Below are 14,638 nucleotides of genomic sequence, written 5' to 3'. Positions count from 1 at the left end.
AATTTGTTTTTAGTTACACACTAAATCTCGTTATTTGCGTTATGATATAAAAATCCGAAAAAATGAGAATTTATTTACTTTTTACAACGCTGTTTTTTAGCCAAATTATTTCTGCCCAAAATTCCTCAAAAAGTATAACCCTAGTTTTCAAAAAAAGCAATTACCATTTTGAAGAAACTTCAGGATTTAAAAGAATGAATTCGTTAATAAATTATTCGGAACACAATTCGTATAGAGAAACTTATCTTTCACCAAATAACAAAGAAAAAAACGACACGATACAATTGAATATTGAATCGGATAAGATTTTTTTAATCCACAATTGGAAAGAATTGAATAAAAGCTCAAGAGTTATTTTACATGCAAATGATGTAGTTGAAATTGATTACGAAAAAGGATTTCCTAATTTCAAAATTCAAAACAGAGAAGCAAAACCATTTGATTTGAATTTAGAACACCAACTAAATTTGAGTTTTCCAATTGATAATTTTGTCTTTTTTCAAACCAACAAAAGAAGTCGAAATTCAAAAGAAGAAAAAGAATATAAAGCGGAATTAGCTAACTTTATTCAAAGTTCTAAAGTAGCATTAGATGAACTTTTAAATTCAGATAAAATTTCACAAGAAACGTATGATTCACAATTGAATTATATCACTTTTTACACGTTAAATACGGATACAAAAACAAATTTTTCTGATTATAAAAACAAACTTAAAAACGAAGAATTAATTTGGTTAAAATCGTATCGCTATTTTTTGGAATTATATGTAAAAAACGAGCTTAAAATTAAGAAATACGAAAAAGAAATTAAAGATTTTGAACTTAAAACCGCTAACAACAAAACCAAAACTAAAGATGTTAGCATTCAGTATGAAGATAGCGAAAATAGTTTCCTTCAAATTGAGAAATCGGACTTATTTTCTGCAAAAGCAAAAGAATATTTACTTTATGTTTATTTGAATCGAATTGCAAAAACAGATTCTCAAAAGCTGTCAACTTATATCTCAATTTTTAAAAAATATTCAAACGATAAAAAATTAATCGAAGGTTTTGAAAGTGCCTTTTTAGTAGATATTGAAGCCTTAAAACAAAACACTTCTGAAGTTGTTTTGTATGACGAAAACAAAAAAACGACTACATTATCGGCTTTTATTGAAGCTAATAAAGGTAAAATAATCTATATAGATTTTTGGGCGAGTTGGTGTGCGCCATGTAGAGCTGCATTTCCAAGTTCGAGAAAATTACACGAAGAATTCAAAGAAAAAGAAATTGTGTTTTTATACTTATCAACAGATGCCAACTTTGAAGCTTGGAAAAAAGCAAATCAATTTGAGAAACTAACCGAAAATAGTTATTTCATCATTAATCCAAAAACCTCAGAATACTTAAAAAAACTAGCAATAGATTTTATTCCAAGATATGTTTTAATTAACTCAAACGGAGAAATTTCAAATCCAAAAGCACCTTCTCCTGATTCTGATAAAATCAAGCAAGAGTTGAATAACTTATTACAAAGTAAATAATTAATCCGTTGTATTTTTTCTAGCTTTAATTGCTTTCATAACCAATGGAAAAGTAGTTACTGCAATTAAAATTAGGATTATTTTTTCGATGTGTTTCTTTAAATCGATGCCAAATTCTTCGTTAAAGAATCCGTATAAATAATGACCCGCAAAAACCAAAAGAAACGACCATAAAAGCGAACTCAACACGTTATAAAACATGAATTTGCTTTTTTCCATGTGAACAATTCCTGCGATAATAGGCACAAAAGTTCTAACAATTGGAAGAAAACGAGCAAAAATGATAGCTTTCCCTCCATGTTTTTCAAAAAAGGCTTGAGATTCGTATAAATATTTCTTTTTGAAAAAGAAACTATCTTCTTTATTGTATAAAAACTGACCACTTTTTGCACCAAACCAATACCCAAAAATATTTCCTAAAGTTGCCGCTGTAGCAATCAACAAAGCCAAAATCGTAACATTAGACAAATCGCTTGGAATCATGAAAAAAGTTTCAACCAACTCACGACTATAAATTCCAGAAAGAAACAAAAGACTATCTCCTGGTAAAAAGAATCCTGCAAATAAACCTGTTTCTGCAAAAACGATGAATAAAACCATGTAGATTCCAATAGGAATTCCGCCGACTTCCATAGTAATGTAGAACTCGGGATTAAAAAGTTTGGTCCAATGAAAATCGTTCATAGCTATGCCAATTTATTTACAGATTTAGCTACAATCATAGAAACTGCAGCGTCTCCTGTAACATTAACAGTGGTTCTACACATATCTAAAGGACGGTCAATGGCAAAAATTAAAGCTAAACCTGCTTCAGGAATTCCCGCTTGCGCTAATACAATCACCAACATTACCATTCCGGCACCAGGAACAGCAGCACTTCCGATAGAAGCTAAAGTTGCGGTTACAATAATTCCTAATTGAGTAGCTAAAGATAAATCCATACCAAAAGATTGTGCAATAAAAACAGCTGCAACCGCTTGATATAAACTAGTACCATCCATGTTGATTGTGGCACCAATAGGCAAAACAAAACTAGCTACTTCATCATCAACTCCTAAATTATCTACGGTTCTTTCCATAGTAACTGGTAAAGTTGCAGCACTTGAACTCGTTGAAAAAGCTAATAATTGAGCTGGAGAAATTCCGTTGATAAAGAATTTTGGACTTTTCTTAGCGAATACTTTAACCAAAAATAAATAGAAAGACATTACTAAAATTAATCCTATAATCACGGTTAAGCCATACATCCCAAGTGCTTTAAATAAATCTAAACTTGGTGATTCGGCTACAATAGCAGCTAGTAATGCAAAAACACCAATAGGCGAAAACAACATGATAATATCAATCATTTTCAAAATAATTTCATTGAAACTATCGAAAAAATCTTTAACGGGCTTTGATTTATCTTCAGGCAATAAAATCATAGCAATTCCAAAAATTACTGCAAAGAAAATTACCTGCAACATATTTCCGTTATCAGCAGAAGCTTTAATAATATTATCAGGAACAATATCAATCAATGATTGTAATGGTCCGACTTCACTTTGCTTATTTGCTGCTTCAATTTTTGAATTAGCATCAGCAGTATAACTTGAAACTAATTCGGTTCTGGTTTGTTCAGAGATAAAACTTCCAGGTTTAATAATATTAACAATTACTAATCCAATTGAAACCGCAATAACCGTTGTTAGCACATATAATCCAATTGTTCTTCCTCCCATTTTAGATAATTTGGAAATATCTTTTAAGTCAGAAATCCCTTTAATTAATGAAGCTAAAATCAATGGAACTGCAATTAACTTTAATAAATTAATAAATATGGTTCCGAATGGTTTTACCCAATCCACAATAACGTCTTTTCCCCATGTAAATTGAATCAATATAAAAGCGAATAAAACCCCGAAAACCATTCCAAGTAATATTTGCCAGTGTAGTGCTAATTTTTTCATTATCAAGTTTACTTTTAAGATTGTGAAAATAGGGATATTTTTTGAAAAAATTGCTACATTTAGCTTCGTTTTAAAAATAACAGATATGAAAAATTACATTTTTCTCATTTTCAGCATGATAAGCATGAGTACATTAGCACAGCAAAACCTAACTCCAGAAACCTTATGGCAATTAGGAAGAGTAACACCTTTAGGAATTTCAAAAGATGGAAAACTTTTGGTTTATAAAGTCGGAACGCCTTCCATTGAAGAAAATAAAATCAATTCAAAATATTATACGATTCCAGTTCAGGGTGGAAATGCTACTTTGGTGGAAGATTATAAATCATTATTAGTTGATAAAAATATATCTCCTGATGGGAAGTTACTATTATCTTCAAAAGAGGTGAAAGTAGAGAAATTATTAGGAAAAGACATTTATCCAGAATTATCAAAAACTACAGCTCAAGTTTACACAGGTTTAGATTATCGCCATTGGGACACTTGGAACGACGGAACACACAACCATGTTTTCTATTCAGAGAACAAAAAAGATGCAGTTGGAATTGACATTATGCCAAACGAACCTTATGATGCACCTCAAAAGCCTTTTGGAGGTGATGAAGATTACATTTGGTCACCTGATGGAACCAAAATCATCTACGTTTGTAAAAAGAAAGCCGGAACTGCTTATGCAACAAGCACTAACACTGATTTATACGAATACGATTTAGCAACCAAAACCACAAAAAATCTTACCGAAAGCAATTTAGGTTACGATACGCATCCGATTTTTTCTCCAAAAGGTGATTTGTCTTGGTTACAAATGAAACGCGATGGTTATGAAGCCGATAAAAACGATATTATCGTTCGTCATAGAGGATTAGACATCAATTTAACTGCTGGTTGGGACGGAACAGTTGATAGTTTTACTTGGAGTGCCGATGGAAAAAAAGTATATTTCATTGCTCCAATTAAAGGAACGAAGCAACTTTTTGAAGTTAATTTTCCAGGTTTAACAAAAATTGCTGTTCGTTTAACTCAATTAACTGATGGCGATTTTGATGTGAATGGAATTGTTGGTTTCTCAAAAACTTCGGTTTTAGTAACTAGAAATGATATGAATCACGCTCCAGAAGTATATTCTTATGATTTAGCTAAGAAAACTTGGAAACAAATTACGAAAGTAAACGATGAAGCTTACGCTAAAATCGCTTCTTGTAAAACAGAAAAACGTTGGGTTACGACTACCGATGGCAAAAAGATGTTGGTTTGGGTAATTTTACCTCCAAATTTCGATAAAACAAAAAAATATCCAGCTCTTTTATACTGCCAAGGCGGACCACAAAGTGCGTTGACACAATCGTATTCTTTCCGTTGGAATTTCCAACTAATGGCTTCGCAAGGTTATGTAATTGTAGCGCCAAATCGTAGAGGAATGCCAGGACACGGAACGGCTTGGAACGAACAAATTTCAGGAGATTGGGGCGGACAAGTTATGGACGATTACCTAGCTGCAATTGACGATGTAGCAAAAGAGTCTTATGTAGATAAAACTCGTTTAGGTGCTGTAGGAGCAAGTTATGGAGGTTATTCTGTATTTCAATTAGCTGGAATTCATAAAAATCGTTTCAAAACCTTCATTTCGCACTGTGGTATTTTCAATACAGAAAGTATGTATGGAACTACAGAAGAAGTTTTCTTTACGAATTGGGATTCTGGTGGCGCTTATTGGGAAAAAGATAATGCTACTGCTCAAAAAACATATAACGAATTCAATCCAATTAAGTTAATCAACAACTGGAACACCCCTATTTTAATTATTCAAGGTGGAAAAGATTACCGTGTACCAATTGGACAAGGACAAGAAGCTTTTCAAGCGGCGCAATTAAAAGGAATTAAAAGTAAATTCTTATTGTTCCCAGATGAAAATCATTGGGTATTAAAACCTCAAAATGCGCTGGTTTGGCAAAGAGAATTTTTTGGTTGGTTGAAAGAAACGCTTTAAAAGTTCAAGGGCAAGAGCAAGTTCAATTTTCAAATTGTTCTTGTTCTTGAATTTGATTTTTGACTTTGAAAATGATGCCATTCGAAAACATAGAACTCACCATCAAAACCTTTCATAAGCATGGCTTAACGAAAGAGGCAGCGCTATGGCTTTTAAAAGTATATGAATTAGAACATCCAAATTTTGCTGGTTTTGAATTTAGAGATGAAATTCAGCCTGATGCTATTTTAATGACAGCTGAAGGTATTATTGGTGGACCGCAGATTATTAGAATTCCTAAAAACACGTTTTCATTTTCTTTGGTGTTGGTTTTGAATTTATTGGCTCATGAAATGATGCACGTAAAACAAAAAGCACCAGAAGTTGCCATGCAAGACAAAAATGAGCGCGAATGGCAAGCCTATTATGAAATGTTGTTTCACAAAGAGTTTCCTTTAATTCCAAAAGCTTCAGTACATCATCAAAAGTTTTTTGCTGAAAAAGCGATGATTTATTACAACCGTTCTGAAAAAGAAGCCAATCCGTTGCGATTGAAATATGAAAATCAGAAAATAGAGATTGAGGAATTAATTAAAAGTTTAGGATAAAAATCTGAATTCAAATTTGAGAAGATTCAACTAAAAAAATGAAAATCAAAAATGAAAAAACACATAATAATCTATTATATAATCATTAATCTAATCTGTTTAATTCCAAGTATCATAAGTGTATTTATTCAATTTGATTTTAAATTTAATACCTTGTTTTTCTTCACTTTCAGTTTATTAAATGTTATAGCCATTTCATCTATTTATCTTAATCGAGTGGTAAAACCTTCTTTGTATTTTCTTGCGCTAACAAACTTAATTCAGGTATTTACGTTTGTATTCTTGGGGTTTTCATATAAGTTTTTACTTGGACCAGATATTTCTTTCTTTGTATTTGATGATGGTGATTTATCAACTAGACTTACAGCAATACCTTATAACATCATATTCGATATAGACTCATTTGAAGTTGATAATAATTTTATGTTTGGATTTAATTTTATTCACTTTTGGCTATTCTTGTTTTTCAATAAATTAATTATTGAAGAAAAAAAACTTAAAAGTAATCTTTAGAAATTAAAAGTAACAAACATAAAAAAAGCGATTTCAATTGAAATCGCTTTTTGCTTTTTATTCTTGAGGGTCTTTCATTACAAAAGATTCCATGAATTTTGTAGTGTAATTTCCAGCCACATAATCTGGTTCGTCCATTAATTGTCTGTGGAATGGAATGGTAGTTTTGATTCCTTCGATTACGAACTCATCTAAAGCACGCTTCATTTTATTGATAGCTTCTTCTCTCGATTGTGCTGTTGTAATCAACTTAGCAATCATAGAGTCATAATTTGGTGGAATTGTATATCCAGCGTAAACGTGCGTATCTAAACGTACTCCGTGACCTCCTGGCGCATGTAAAACCGTAATTTTACCTGGCGAAGGACGGAAATCGTTATAAGGATCTTCAGCGTTAATACGACATTCTATTGAGTGTAATTGTGGATAGTAGTTTTTCCCTGAAATTGGAATTCCAGCCGCTACCATGATTTGCTCACGAATTAAATCGTAATCAATTACTTGTTCTGTAATAGGGTGCTCTACTTGGATACGTGTGTTCATTTCCATGAAGTAGAAATTTCTGTGTTTGTCAACTAAGAATTCAACTGTTCCAGCACCTTCATATTTGATATATTCTGCTGCTTTAACTGCCGCCGTACCCATTTTTTCACGCAATTCATCTGTCATGAAAGGCGATGGAGTTTCCTCAGTTAATTTTTGGTGACGACGTTGTACTGAACAATCTCTTTCTGATAAGTGACATGCTTTTCCGTAAGAATCTCCAACTACTTGAATTTCGATATGACGTGGTTCTTCAATTAGTTTTTCCATGTACATACCATCATTTCCGAAAGCTGCAGCTGCTTCTTGACGCGCACTTTCCCATGCTTTCAATAAATCTTCTTCTTTCCAAATAGCACGCATTCCTTTACCACCACCACCGGCGGTAGCTTTCATCATTACAGGATATCCAATTTCTTTTGCTACTTTTTTAGCTTGTTCGAAATCTTCTAAAATCCCTTCAGAACCAGGAACACAAGGAACTCCAGCTTCAATCATAGTTGATTTTGCTGTAGCTTTATCTCCCATTTTTTCAATCATTTCTGGAGAAGCACCAATAAACTTGATACCATGCTCTTGACAAATTTTTGAAAACTTAGCATTCTCAGATAAGAATCCGTATCCTGGGTGAATAGCGTCTGCATTTGTAATTTCGGCAGCAGCTATAATATTTGACATTTTTAAGTAAGAATCTTTACTTGGTGCAGGTCCAATACAAACCGCTTCATCAGCAAATTTTACGTGTAAACTTTCGGCATCAACAGTTGAATAAACCGCAACCGTTTTAATGCCCATTTCTCTACAAGTTCTAATTACACGTAGTGCAATTTCACCTCTATTGGCAATTAATATTTTTTTAAACATGTTTTTTTAATTAGATAATTAGACAATGTGTCAATTAGACAATTATGAAGAAAGAAAACTTCTAACTTCCAACTTCTAACTTCTAACTTTATTAAGACGGATCAACTAAGAATAATGGTTGATCAAATTCAACTGGAGATGAATCATCTACTAAAACTTTTACAATTTTACCAGAAACTTCAGATTCGATTTCGTTGAATAATTTCATTGCTTCAATTACACAAAGAACATCTCCTTTTCCAATAGTTGAACCTACTTCTACAAACATTGGTTTGTCTGGAGCTGGTTTTCTATAGAAAGTACCAATAATTGGCGATTTTACTGTAATATATTTTGAATTATCATCAGCTGCAGGAGTTGCTGCTGGTGCCTCTGTCACTGCTGGTGCTGCTGCTACTTGTGGAGCGGCCATTTGAGGTGCTGCATGCATAGGCATTTGTTGCACGTAAGTTGTAGTGCTTTCAGCTCCTTCAGTTGTTGTTTTTATGGTGATTTTAAAATCGTCCATTTCTAATTTTACTTCTGTAGCACCTGATTTAGCTACAAATTTGATTAGGTTTTGAATCTCTCTAATATCCATAATATTTGATTTAGTTTAGTTTTGTTTTTATTTAGTGTAAGCCCATTTTAAATAGATAGCACCCCATGTGAATCCGCCACCAAAAGCTGCAAAGATAATGTTATCTCCTTTTTTCAATTGGTTTTCGAAATCTGATAATAATAATGGTAGGGTTGCTGATGTGGTATTCCCGTATTTTTGAATGTTGATTAAGACTTTAGATTCGTCTAATCCCATACGGTTTGCAGTTGCGTCAATAATTCTTCTGTTTGCCTGATGTGCTACTAACCAATTGATATCGTCGTGCGATAAATTGTTACGTTGCATGATTTTTTCGCTTACATCGGCCATTCCAGAAACGGCATATTTGAAAACGGTTTTTCCGTCTTGGAAAACAAAATGTTGTTTGTTTTTAACGGTTTCTTCTGAAGGAGGCAAAATAGAACCACCAGCTTCAATTTTTAAGAATTCTCTTCCGATTCCATCACTTTTTAAGATTTCATCTTGTAATCCTAAACCATCTGTATTCGGTTCAAACAATACAGCTCCTGCTCCATCACCAAATATGATACAAGTAGCTCTGTCTGTATAATCAATAATTGACGACATTTTATCGGCACCAATCAATAAGACTTTTTTGTATTTTCCAGATGCGATATAAGCTGATGCTGTTGACATTCCGTAAAGAAAACTCGAACAAGCAGCTTGTAAATCAAATGCAAAAGCATTCGTTGCACCAATTTGCGTAGCTACATAAACTCCCGTTGAAGCTACTGGCATATCTGGAGTTGCCGTTGCCATAATCACTAAATCGATATCTTTAGGATCTAAATTGGCCTTTTCTAATAAGTTTTGAGCGGCTTTAATCGCCATGAAAGAAGTTCCTTGTCCTTCTTCTTTTAACAATCTTCTTTCTTTAATTCCGGTACGAGTGGTAATCCATTCGTCATTAGTATCTACTAATGTTTCCAATACTTGATTCGACAAAACAAAGTCGGGAACATAAGAACCTACTGCCGTAATTGCTGCTGTTATTTTATTCATCTTCGATTAATTTTTCCTTCTGAATTTTTAGGATTCAAAAAGTGGTGGAAATTACAAAAAAAATTTCAAACGAATCCTATTCGTTTTTATTAATTTAAAACGAATGGGTACTTAACAAAAAAACTCTCACAATGTGAGAGTTTTCTCTATTTTTTTGTTGATGCAATTAAGCTACTGCTTCATTTTTATCAATTACAACTTGACCTCTGTAGTACATTTTACCTTCATGCCAATAAGCTCTGTGGTATAAGTGTGCTTCACCAGTAATTGGACATGTTGCGATTTGAGCAACTGTCGCTTTGTAATGTGTTCTTCTCTTATCTCTTCTTGTAGACGACTGTCTTCTCTTAGGATGTGCCATTGTTCTATTTTATTTATCCGTTAATAGTTTTTTTAAATTCTCCCACCTAGGGTCAATATCATTATTTTGTTGTTCTTCTTGTTTGTTTTCTTTTGGAGAAAGCGATTCTAATTTTTCAATTACATCAGACAGCGAACCATCTTTAACACCTGGATGTATTCTTCGTAATGGCACTGATAATATGATTGACTCATAAATATACTGCGCTACATTTACTTGAAATTCGCCATGAGGTAAAACGAGCAACTCCTCATTTTCATCATTAAAGGCATCTCCAAACTTCACTAAAAGTTTTAATTTTCCTTTAATTGGCAAATCAAACTCTTCACCCGATACATCACATGGCACATTAACAGTTCCTTTGTGCTTAAAATCGAGTTCAAGCATGGTGCTTTTCTTCTCTAAAACAATATCAACTTTAACCGAAACGTCATTAAATTCGTCGTAATCAAAGCTTTTAAAGAACGTATTATCTATTTGATAATCAAACTGATGCTTCCCTATTTTTAATCCCACGAATGGAATCAAATATTCTTTTAAATTGTTCATAACAACAGTTTTACCTTTTTAAAAGGTGTGCAAAGATATAAAATATTTATAAATTCAAACTAGTTGTAAACATTTTTTTGTTTATAACTGCTTTTCTTTTGTTTTTAAAGGGTTTTTAATCAGCTCTTGATAGTCATTTCTTTTGTTATAAATATCAATTGCTAAATAAACCGCCTCTTTAAATGACTCGTGATTAGCCACTCCTTTACCCGCAATTTCATAAGCAGTGCCATGATCGGGAGAAGTTCTAATTTTATTTAATCCAGCTGTATAATTAACTCCGTTACCAAACGACAATGTTTTAAATGGAATTAATCCTTGATCGTGATAGGTTGCAATTACCGCATCATATTTCTCATATTGTGCCGAACCAAAAAATCCATCTGCTGGAAAAGGTCCGAAAACCATATTCCCTGCTTCAAATAATTTTTTCAAGGCAGGTTTGATAATTTTTTCCTCTTCTTGACCAATTACACCATTATCACCCGAATGTGGATTCAATCCTAAAACTGCCACTTTTGGTTTCTCAATTTCAAAATCTTGTTTTAACGTTTGAATAATCGTTTTGATTTTACTCGAAATTAATTTTTCGTTCAAATGTTTTGCTACTTCATTCACAGGGACATGATCGGTAAGTAATCCAACACGTAAATCATCGTGAACCATTAACATTAAGGCATCTCCTTCTAATTCTTTATCTAAATAATCAGTATGTCCTGGAAATTTGAATTCTTCTGATTGAATATTATACTTATTAATAGGAGCTGTTACTAAAACATCTACCAAACCTTCCTTCAGAGCTTTTGTTGCTGCCACAAAAGATTTTATAGCATAACTTCCTACTACATCATCATTTTTCCCTAATTCAAGATTCACTCCTTCGCGCCAAACATTCAGCACGTTTATTTTTCCAACAACCAATTGTTCGATTTTATCAATTCCATGAATGGCAATATCGATGTTCAGTTCTTTTCTTAAAAAAGAAACAATCTTAGCATTTGCAAAAATTACTGGCGTACACAATTCTAACATTCGAGTATCTTCAAATGTTTTCAAAATAACTTCGCTTCCAATACCATTTAAATCTCCAATCGAAATTCCAACAATTATATTTTCTGCTTTTTTAACCATAACAAATGTGATTTATTGCTTACTTTTGATGTGCAAATTTAGTAAAATTAAATCAGTTATGTTTACCGGAATTATAGAAACCCTCGGAATTATAAAAGAAATCGAAAAAGATCAGGAAAACCTGCATGTAACGGTAGAATCTGACATTACCCATGAATTAAAAATTGACCAAAGCGTAGCGCATAATGGCATTTGTTTAACAGTGGTAAAAATTGAAAACAAAAACTACACCGTAACGGCTATTAAAGAAACGATTGATAAGACTTCTATTGGGACTTGGAAAGTTGGAGATGTCATAAATTTAGAACGCGCCATGAAACTTGGCGATAGATTAGACGGACACATTGTACAAGGTCATGTTGACCAAACAGGAACGTGTACTAATATAAAAGAAGCAAATGGAAGTTGGGTTTTTACATTTGAATACGATGCATCTTTAAACAATATTACTATTGAAAAAGGTTCGATTACCGTAAACGGAACCAGCTTAACCGTTGTTAATTCGGGATTAAATACCTTTAGTGTAGCAATTATCCCTTATACATTTGATCATACTAATTTTAACACTTTTAAAATTGGCACTAAAGTAAATTTAGAATTTGACGTAATTGGGAAATACGTAAGTAGATTGAACGAATTAAGAAAATAGAAACAATAAAAAAGGCTCTTATAAAGAGCCTTTTTTAATAGATATATATTTCTTAGATAAATAATAACCCGAAACTAATGCCAAAAAGAATAGTATCACCAATCCTCCATCAATAGGCAACCCAGGTGGAACTGGAGGCGTTGGCGGCGGTGGTGTTGGATCTGCAGCCAAAACACCTTGGATACTAAAAAGCACTACTAAAATTGTTATAATTTTATTCATAATTGTTCTCATTGGGCGCAAAAGTATAATTTATATCATTCTCTTACTAATAAAAGAAATTATTTAATAATAAGTTAATATTCTGTAACACAAACTTATTATGAAACACGAAAATATAAATATTTTTATACTTTACAAGTTATTTTCAGAAAAAAACTTAAAAAAAACTTAATTTTTGTGATTTATAAGTATTTTCTTCTTAAATCTTAACAATAAAAGTGGTCCCACCTGGGCTCGAACCAGGGACCACCTGATTATGAGTCAGGTGCTCTAACCAACTGAGCTATAGGACCAGTATTGAAGTTGCAATATTAAGACTAATTTTTATGGCACGCAAATCTTTTTTAAAACTTTATTTAATTTCTTGACAAAGCTCTACTAGTACGCCATTCGTGCCTTTTGGATGTAAAAACACAACCAATTTATTATCAGCTCCTTTCTTAGGAATCTCATTTAAAATCACAAAACCTTCGTTTTTTAGTCTAATAACTTCTTCATTAATATCATTTACGTCAAAAGCTATGTGATGGATTCCTTCTCCTTTTTTTTCTAAAAATTTAGCAATGGGACTATCTGGATTAGTTGCTTCTAATAATTCGATTTTATTTGGCCCATTCATAAAAAAAGAAGTTTTAACTCCTTCACTAGCCACTTCTTCTTCTTTGTATGGTGGTTGACCGAATAATTTTTCAAATAATAAATTTGATTCTTTCAAACTTTTTACCGCAATTCCTATATGCTCTATTTTTCTCATATTTTCAAAACTTTTATATTTAAAACAAAGTTAACAAAAAACAAGAACAGCTAGTATAAATACTGTATTGGCAACAAAAGAATTCCGCTTGTTTATTTTTTTGTATTTTTGCATCATGGAAACAAATAGACAAAAAAAAATAGGAGCACTTTTACAAAACGACTTAGTTTCAATACTACAAGGTGAAATTCGTAAAAACAATATCAACAATTTGGTAATCTCTGTATCAAAAGTAAATGTAACATCAGATTTATCAATTGCAAAAGTGCATTTAAGTGTATTTCCTACAGATAAAGCACCCGAAATTTTAGCAGCAGTTAAAAGCAACGCACCACTTATTAAACACGATTTAGCACAACGTGTAAAAAATCAATTGCGAAAAGTTCCTAATTTAATTTTTTATATTGACGACAGTTTAGATTACATTGAAAAAATTGATAAGGCTTTAACAGGAGAAGAGAACCCAATTGAAAACCCAGACTTATTAGAAAAAAGAAAGAAATCATAATTTGAACCTTTCCTTTTACATAGCAAAAAGATATGCTGTAAGTTTCAGCAAGAACAAAGCAATAAACATCATTACAGGAATTGCTTCTGTTGGAATTATAGCTAGCACAATGGCGCTTTTTGTTTTTTTATCTGTTTTCAGCGGATTAAAAGAATTTAGTTTAAATTTCGCAAACGTTTCGGATCCTGATTTACGTATTGAAAATACTAAAGGTAAAACTTTTTTTATAAGTCCAAAACAAGAGGAAATACTAAAAAAAACCTCCCATATTTCTTCCTACAGTAAAATTATCGAAGAGCGTGTTTACTTTATGTATGACAACAAAGAATTAGTAGCTCACATAAAAGGGGTTGACAATCATTTTATACAAGTAACCGATTTTAAAAAACATTTATATGCTGGAGAATGGTTTGAAACTGATTCTGAGCATGTAGTTGTAGGAGCTGATATTAGCAGAAAGCTTGGCTTAGGATTATTTGATTACAACAATGGTTTAGAAGCATTCGCACCAAAACCTGGAAAAGGAGATATTGAAAATCTGAATGAAGCTTTTAATAAAGTGCTATTATTTCCTTCTGGAATTTATTCTGTTAACGAAGAATTAGATGGGAAATATGTCTTCTGCTCTATTGATTTAGCACAACATTTTCTTGGGTTAAAAGAAAACGAAATTACTAATCTTGAAATCAAATTAAAACCAAGTGCAAACGAAAATCAGGTTAGAGAAGAACTAACTTCTATTTTAGGTAAATCCATCAAAATAAAAAACAGAGCGCAACTTAACGATTCGCTTTACAAGATGCTTCAATCTGAAAACTTATTTATTTATTTATTCAGCACATTAGTTGTAATCTTAACTTTATTTTGTTTAGCAGGTGCTATTGTTATGATTGTT

17 protein-coding genes and 1 tRNA gene are annotated in these 14,638 nt (G+C 32.3%); 7 read left to right on the top strand and 11 right to left on the bottom strand.

What is annotated here, in order from left to right; genetic code table 11:
• The first annotated feature begins 194 nt into the window (after nucleotides 1-194).
• Entirely contained in the window at nucleotides 195-1,523 is a 1,329-nt protein-coding gene (locus L6Q46_RS00715; RefSeq protein ID WP_291282675.1) for a TlpA disulfide reductase family protein, read from the top strand.
• On the opposite strand, the gene L6Q46_RS00710 is transcribed toward L6Q46_RS00715, so the two are convergent.
• Both L6Q46_RS00710 and L6Q46_RS00705 read right to left on the bottom strand, forming a co-directional pair.
• Nucleotides 1,524-2,207, bottom strand: coding sequence for a VTT domain-containing protein (locus L6Q46_RS00710; RefSeq protein WP_111566677.1), 684 nt, complete (start codon nucleotides 2,205-2,207; stop codon nucleotides 1,524-1,526).
• A gap of 2 nt (nucleotides 2,208-2,209) precedes the next feature.
• A complete protein-coding gene (locus tag L6Q46_RS00705) occupies nucleotides 2,210-3,472 on the bottom strand; it encodes a dicarboxylate/amino acid:cation symporter (RefSeq protein ID WP_291282674.1) in 1,263 nt (420 codons plus the stop codon).
• Between the two features lie 85 nt (nucleotides 3,473-3,557).
• Between L6Q46_RS00705 and L6Q46_RS00700 the strand changes: the two genes are divergently transcribed.
• The 3 genes from L6Q46_RS00700 to L6Q46_RS00690 all read left to right on the top strand — a co-directional run bounded on the left by L6Q46_RS00700 (nucleotide 3,558) and on the right by L6Q46_RS00690 (nucleotide 6,559).
• Nucleotides 3,558-5,459, top strand: a complete 1,902-nt coding sequence (locus L6Q46_RS00700) for a S9 family peptidase (protein ID WP_291282673.1) — start codon at nucleotides 3,558-3,560, stop codon at nucleotides 5,457-5,459.
• Nucleotides 5,460-5,530: 71 nt separating this feature from the next.
• Nucleotides 5,531-6,046 carry a hypothetical protein gene (locus tag L6Q46_RS00695; RefSeq protein ID WP_363315813.1) on the top strand — a complete coding sequence of 172 codons (516 nt, stop codon included), beginning with the start codon at nucleotides 5,531-5,533 and terminating at the stop codon, nucleotides 6,044-6,046.
• A gap of 51 nt (nucleotides 6,047-6,097) precedes the next feature.
• Entirely contained in the window at nucleotides 6,098-6,559 is a 462-nt protein-coding gene (locus L6Q46_RS00690) for a hypothetical protein (protein ID WP_291282672.1), read from the top strand.
• Nucleotides 6,560-6,616: 57 nt separating this feature from the next.
• Here L6Q46_RS00690 and accC read toward each other — a convergent pair whose 3' ends face one another.
• The 6 genes from accC to pdxA all read right to left on the bottom strand — a co-directional run bounded on the left by accC (nucleotide 6,617) and on the right by pdxA (nucleotide 11,610).
• Nucleotides 6,617-7,966, bottom strand: coding sequence for an acetyl-CoA carboxylase biotin carboxylase subunit (gene accC, locus L6Q46_RS00685; protein WP_291282671.1), 1,350 nt, complete (start codon nucleotides 7,964-7,966; stop codon nucleotides 6,617-6,619).
• 91 nt (nucleotides 7,967-8,057) lie between these two features.
• Nucleotides 8,058-8,546 (bottom strand): acetyl-CoA carboxylase biotin carboxyl carrier protein, encoded by a 489-nt coding sequence (gene accB / locus L6Q46_RS00680; RefSeq protein ID WP_111566672.1) that lies wholly within the window; start codon nucleotides 8,544-8,546, stop codon nucleotides 8,058-8,060.
• 27 nt (nucleotides 8,547-8,573) lie between these two features.
• Nucleotides 8,574-9,569 (bottom strand): beta-ketoacyl-ACP synthase III, encoded by a 996-nt coding sequence (locus L6Q46_RS00675; RefSeq protein WP_291282670.1) that lies wholly within the window; start codon nucleotides 9,567-9,569, stop codon nucleotides 8,574-8,576.
• Nucleotides 9,570-9,735: 166 nt separating this feature from the next.
• The gene (gene rpmF, locus L6Q46_RS00670) at nucleotides 9,736-9,930 is read right to left on the bottom strand and encodes a 50S ribosomal protein L32 (protein ID WP_008255033.1); all 195 of its coding nucleotides are present in this window, start codon (nucleotides 9,928-9,930) and stop codon (nucleotides 9,736-9,738) included.
• Between the two features lie 9 nt (nucleotides 9,931-9,939).
• Entirely contained in the window at nucleotides 9,940-10,479 is a 540-nt protein-coding gene (locus L6Q46_RS00665; RefSeq protein ID WP_291282669.1) for a DUF177 domain-containing protein, read from the bottom strand.
• A gap of 81 nt (nucleotides 10,480-10,560) precedes the next feature.
• Nucleotides 10,561-11,610: a 4-hydroxythreonine-4-phosphate dehydrogenase PdxA gene (pdxA, locus tag L6Q46_RS00660; RefSeq protein ID WP_291282668.1), complete on the bottom strand. Its 1,050-nt coding sequence runs from the start codon at nucleotides 11,608-11,610 to the stop codon at nucleotides 10,561-10,563.
• 58 nt (nucleotides 11,611-11,668) lie between these two features.
• Here pdxA and L6Q46_RS00655 point away from each other — a divergent pair, with 58 nt between their 5' ends.
• Nucleotides 11,669-12,259, top strand: a complete 591-nt coding sequence (locus tag L6Q46_RS00655; protein WP_291282667.1) for a riboflavin synthase — start codon at nucleotides 11,669-11,671, stop codon at nucleotides 12,257-12,259.
• 18 nt (nucleotides 12,260-12,277) lie between these two features.
• Here L6Q46_RS00655 and L6Q46_RS00650 read toward each other — a convergent pair whose 3' ends face one another.
• From L6Q46_RS00650 to mce, 3 genes are all read right to left on the bottom strand, one after another.
• Nucleotides 12,278-12,481: a hypothetical protein gene (locus L6Q46_RS00650; RefSeq protein ID WP_291282666.1), complete on the bottom strand. Its 204-nt coding sequence runs from the start codon at nucleotides 12,479-12,481 to the stop codon at nucleotides 12,278-12,280.
• A 219-nt stretch (nucleotides 12,482-12,700) separates the two neighbouring features.
• Nucleotides 12,701-12,774, bottom strand: a tRNA-Ile gene (locus L6Q46_RS00645).
• A 59-nt stretch (nucleotides 12,775-12,833) separates the two neighbouring features.
• Entirely contained in the window at nucleotides 12,834-13,235 is a 402-nt protein-coding gene (gene mce / locus L6Q46_RS00640) for a methylmalonyl-CoA epimerase (protein ID WP_291282665.1), read from the bottom strand.
• 115 nt (nucleotides 13,236-13,350) lie between these two features.
• On the opposite strand from mce, the gene rbfA reads away from it, so the two are divergent.
• Nucleotides 13,351-13,743, top strand: coding sequence for a 30S ribosome-binding factor RbfA (gene rbfA, locus L6Q46_RS00635; protein WP_026726411.1), 393 nt, complete (start codon nucleotides 13,351-13,353; stop codon nucleotides 13,741-13,743).
• A gap of 1 nt (nucleotide 13,744) precedes the next feature.
• Nucleotides 13,745-14,638, top strand: an 894-nt coding sequence (locus L6Q46_RS00630) for an ABC transporter permease (protein WP_291282664.1), incomplete at its 3' end; no start/stop codon positions are given.

Origin of the sequence: Flavobacterium sp. (assembly GCF_023151265.1) — a bacterium.
Lineage (GTDB): Bacteria > Bacteroidota > Bacteroidia > Flavobacteriales > Flavobacteriaceae > Flavobacterium.
Note: the sequence above shows the minus strand (reverse complement) of the source record. Positions and strands in the feature narration are given on the sequence as shown.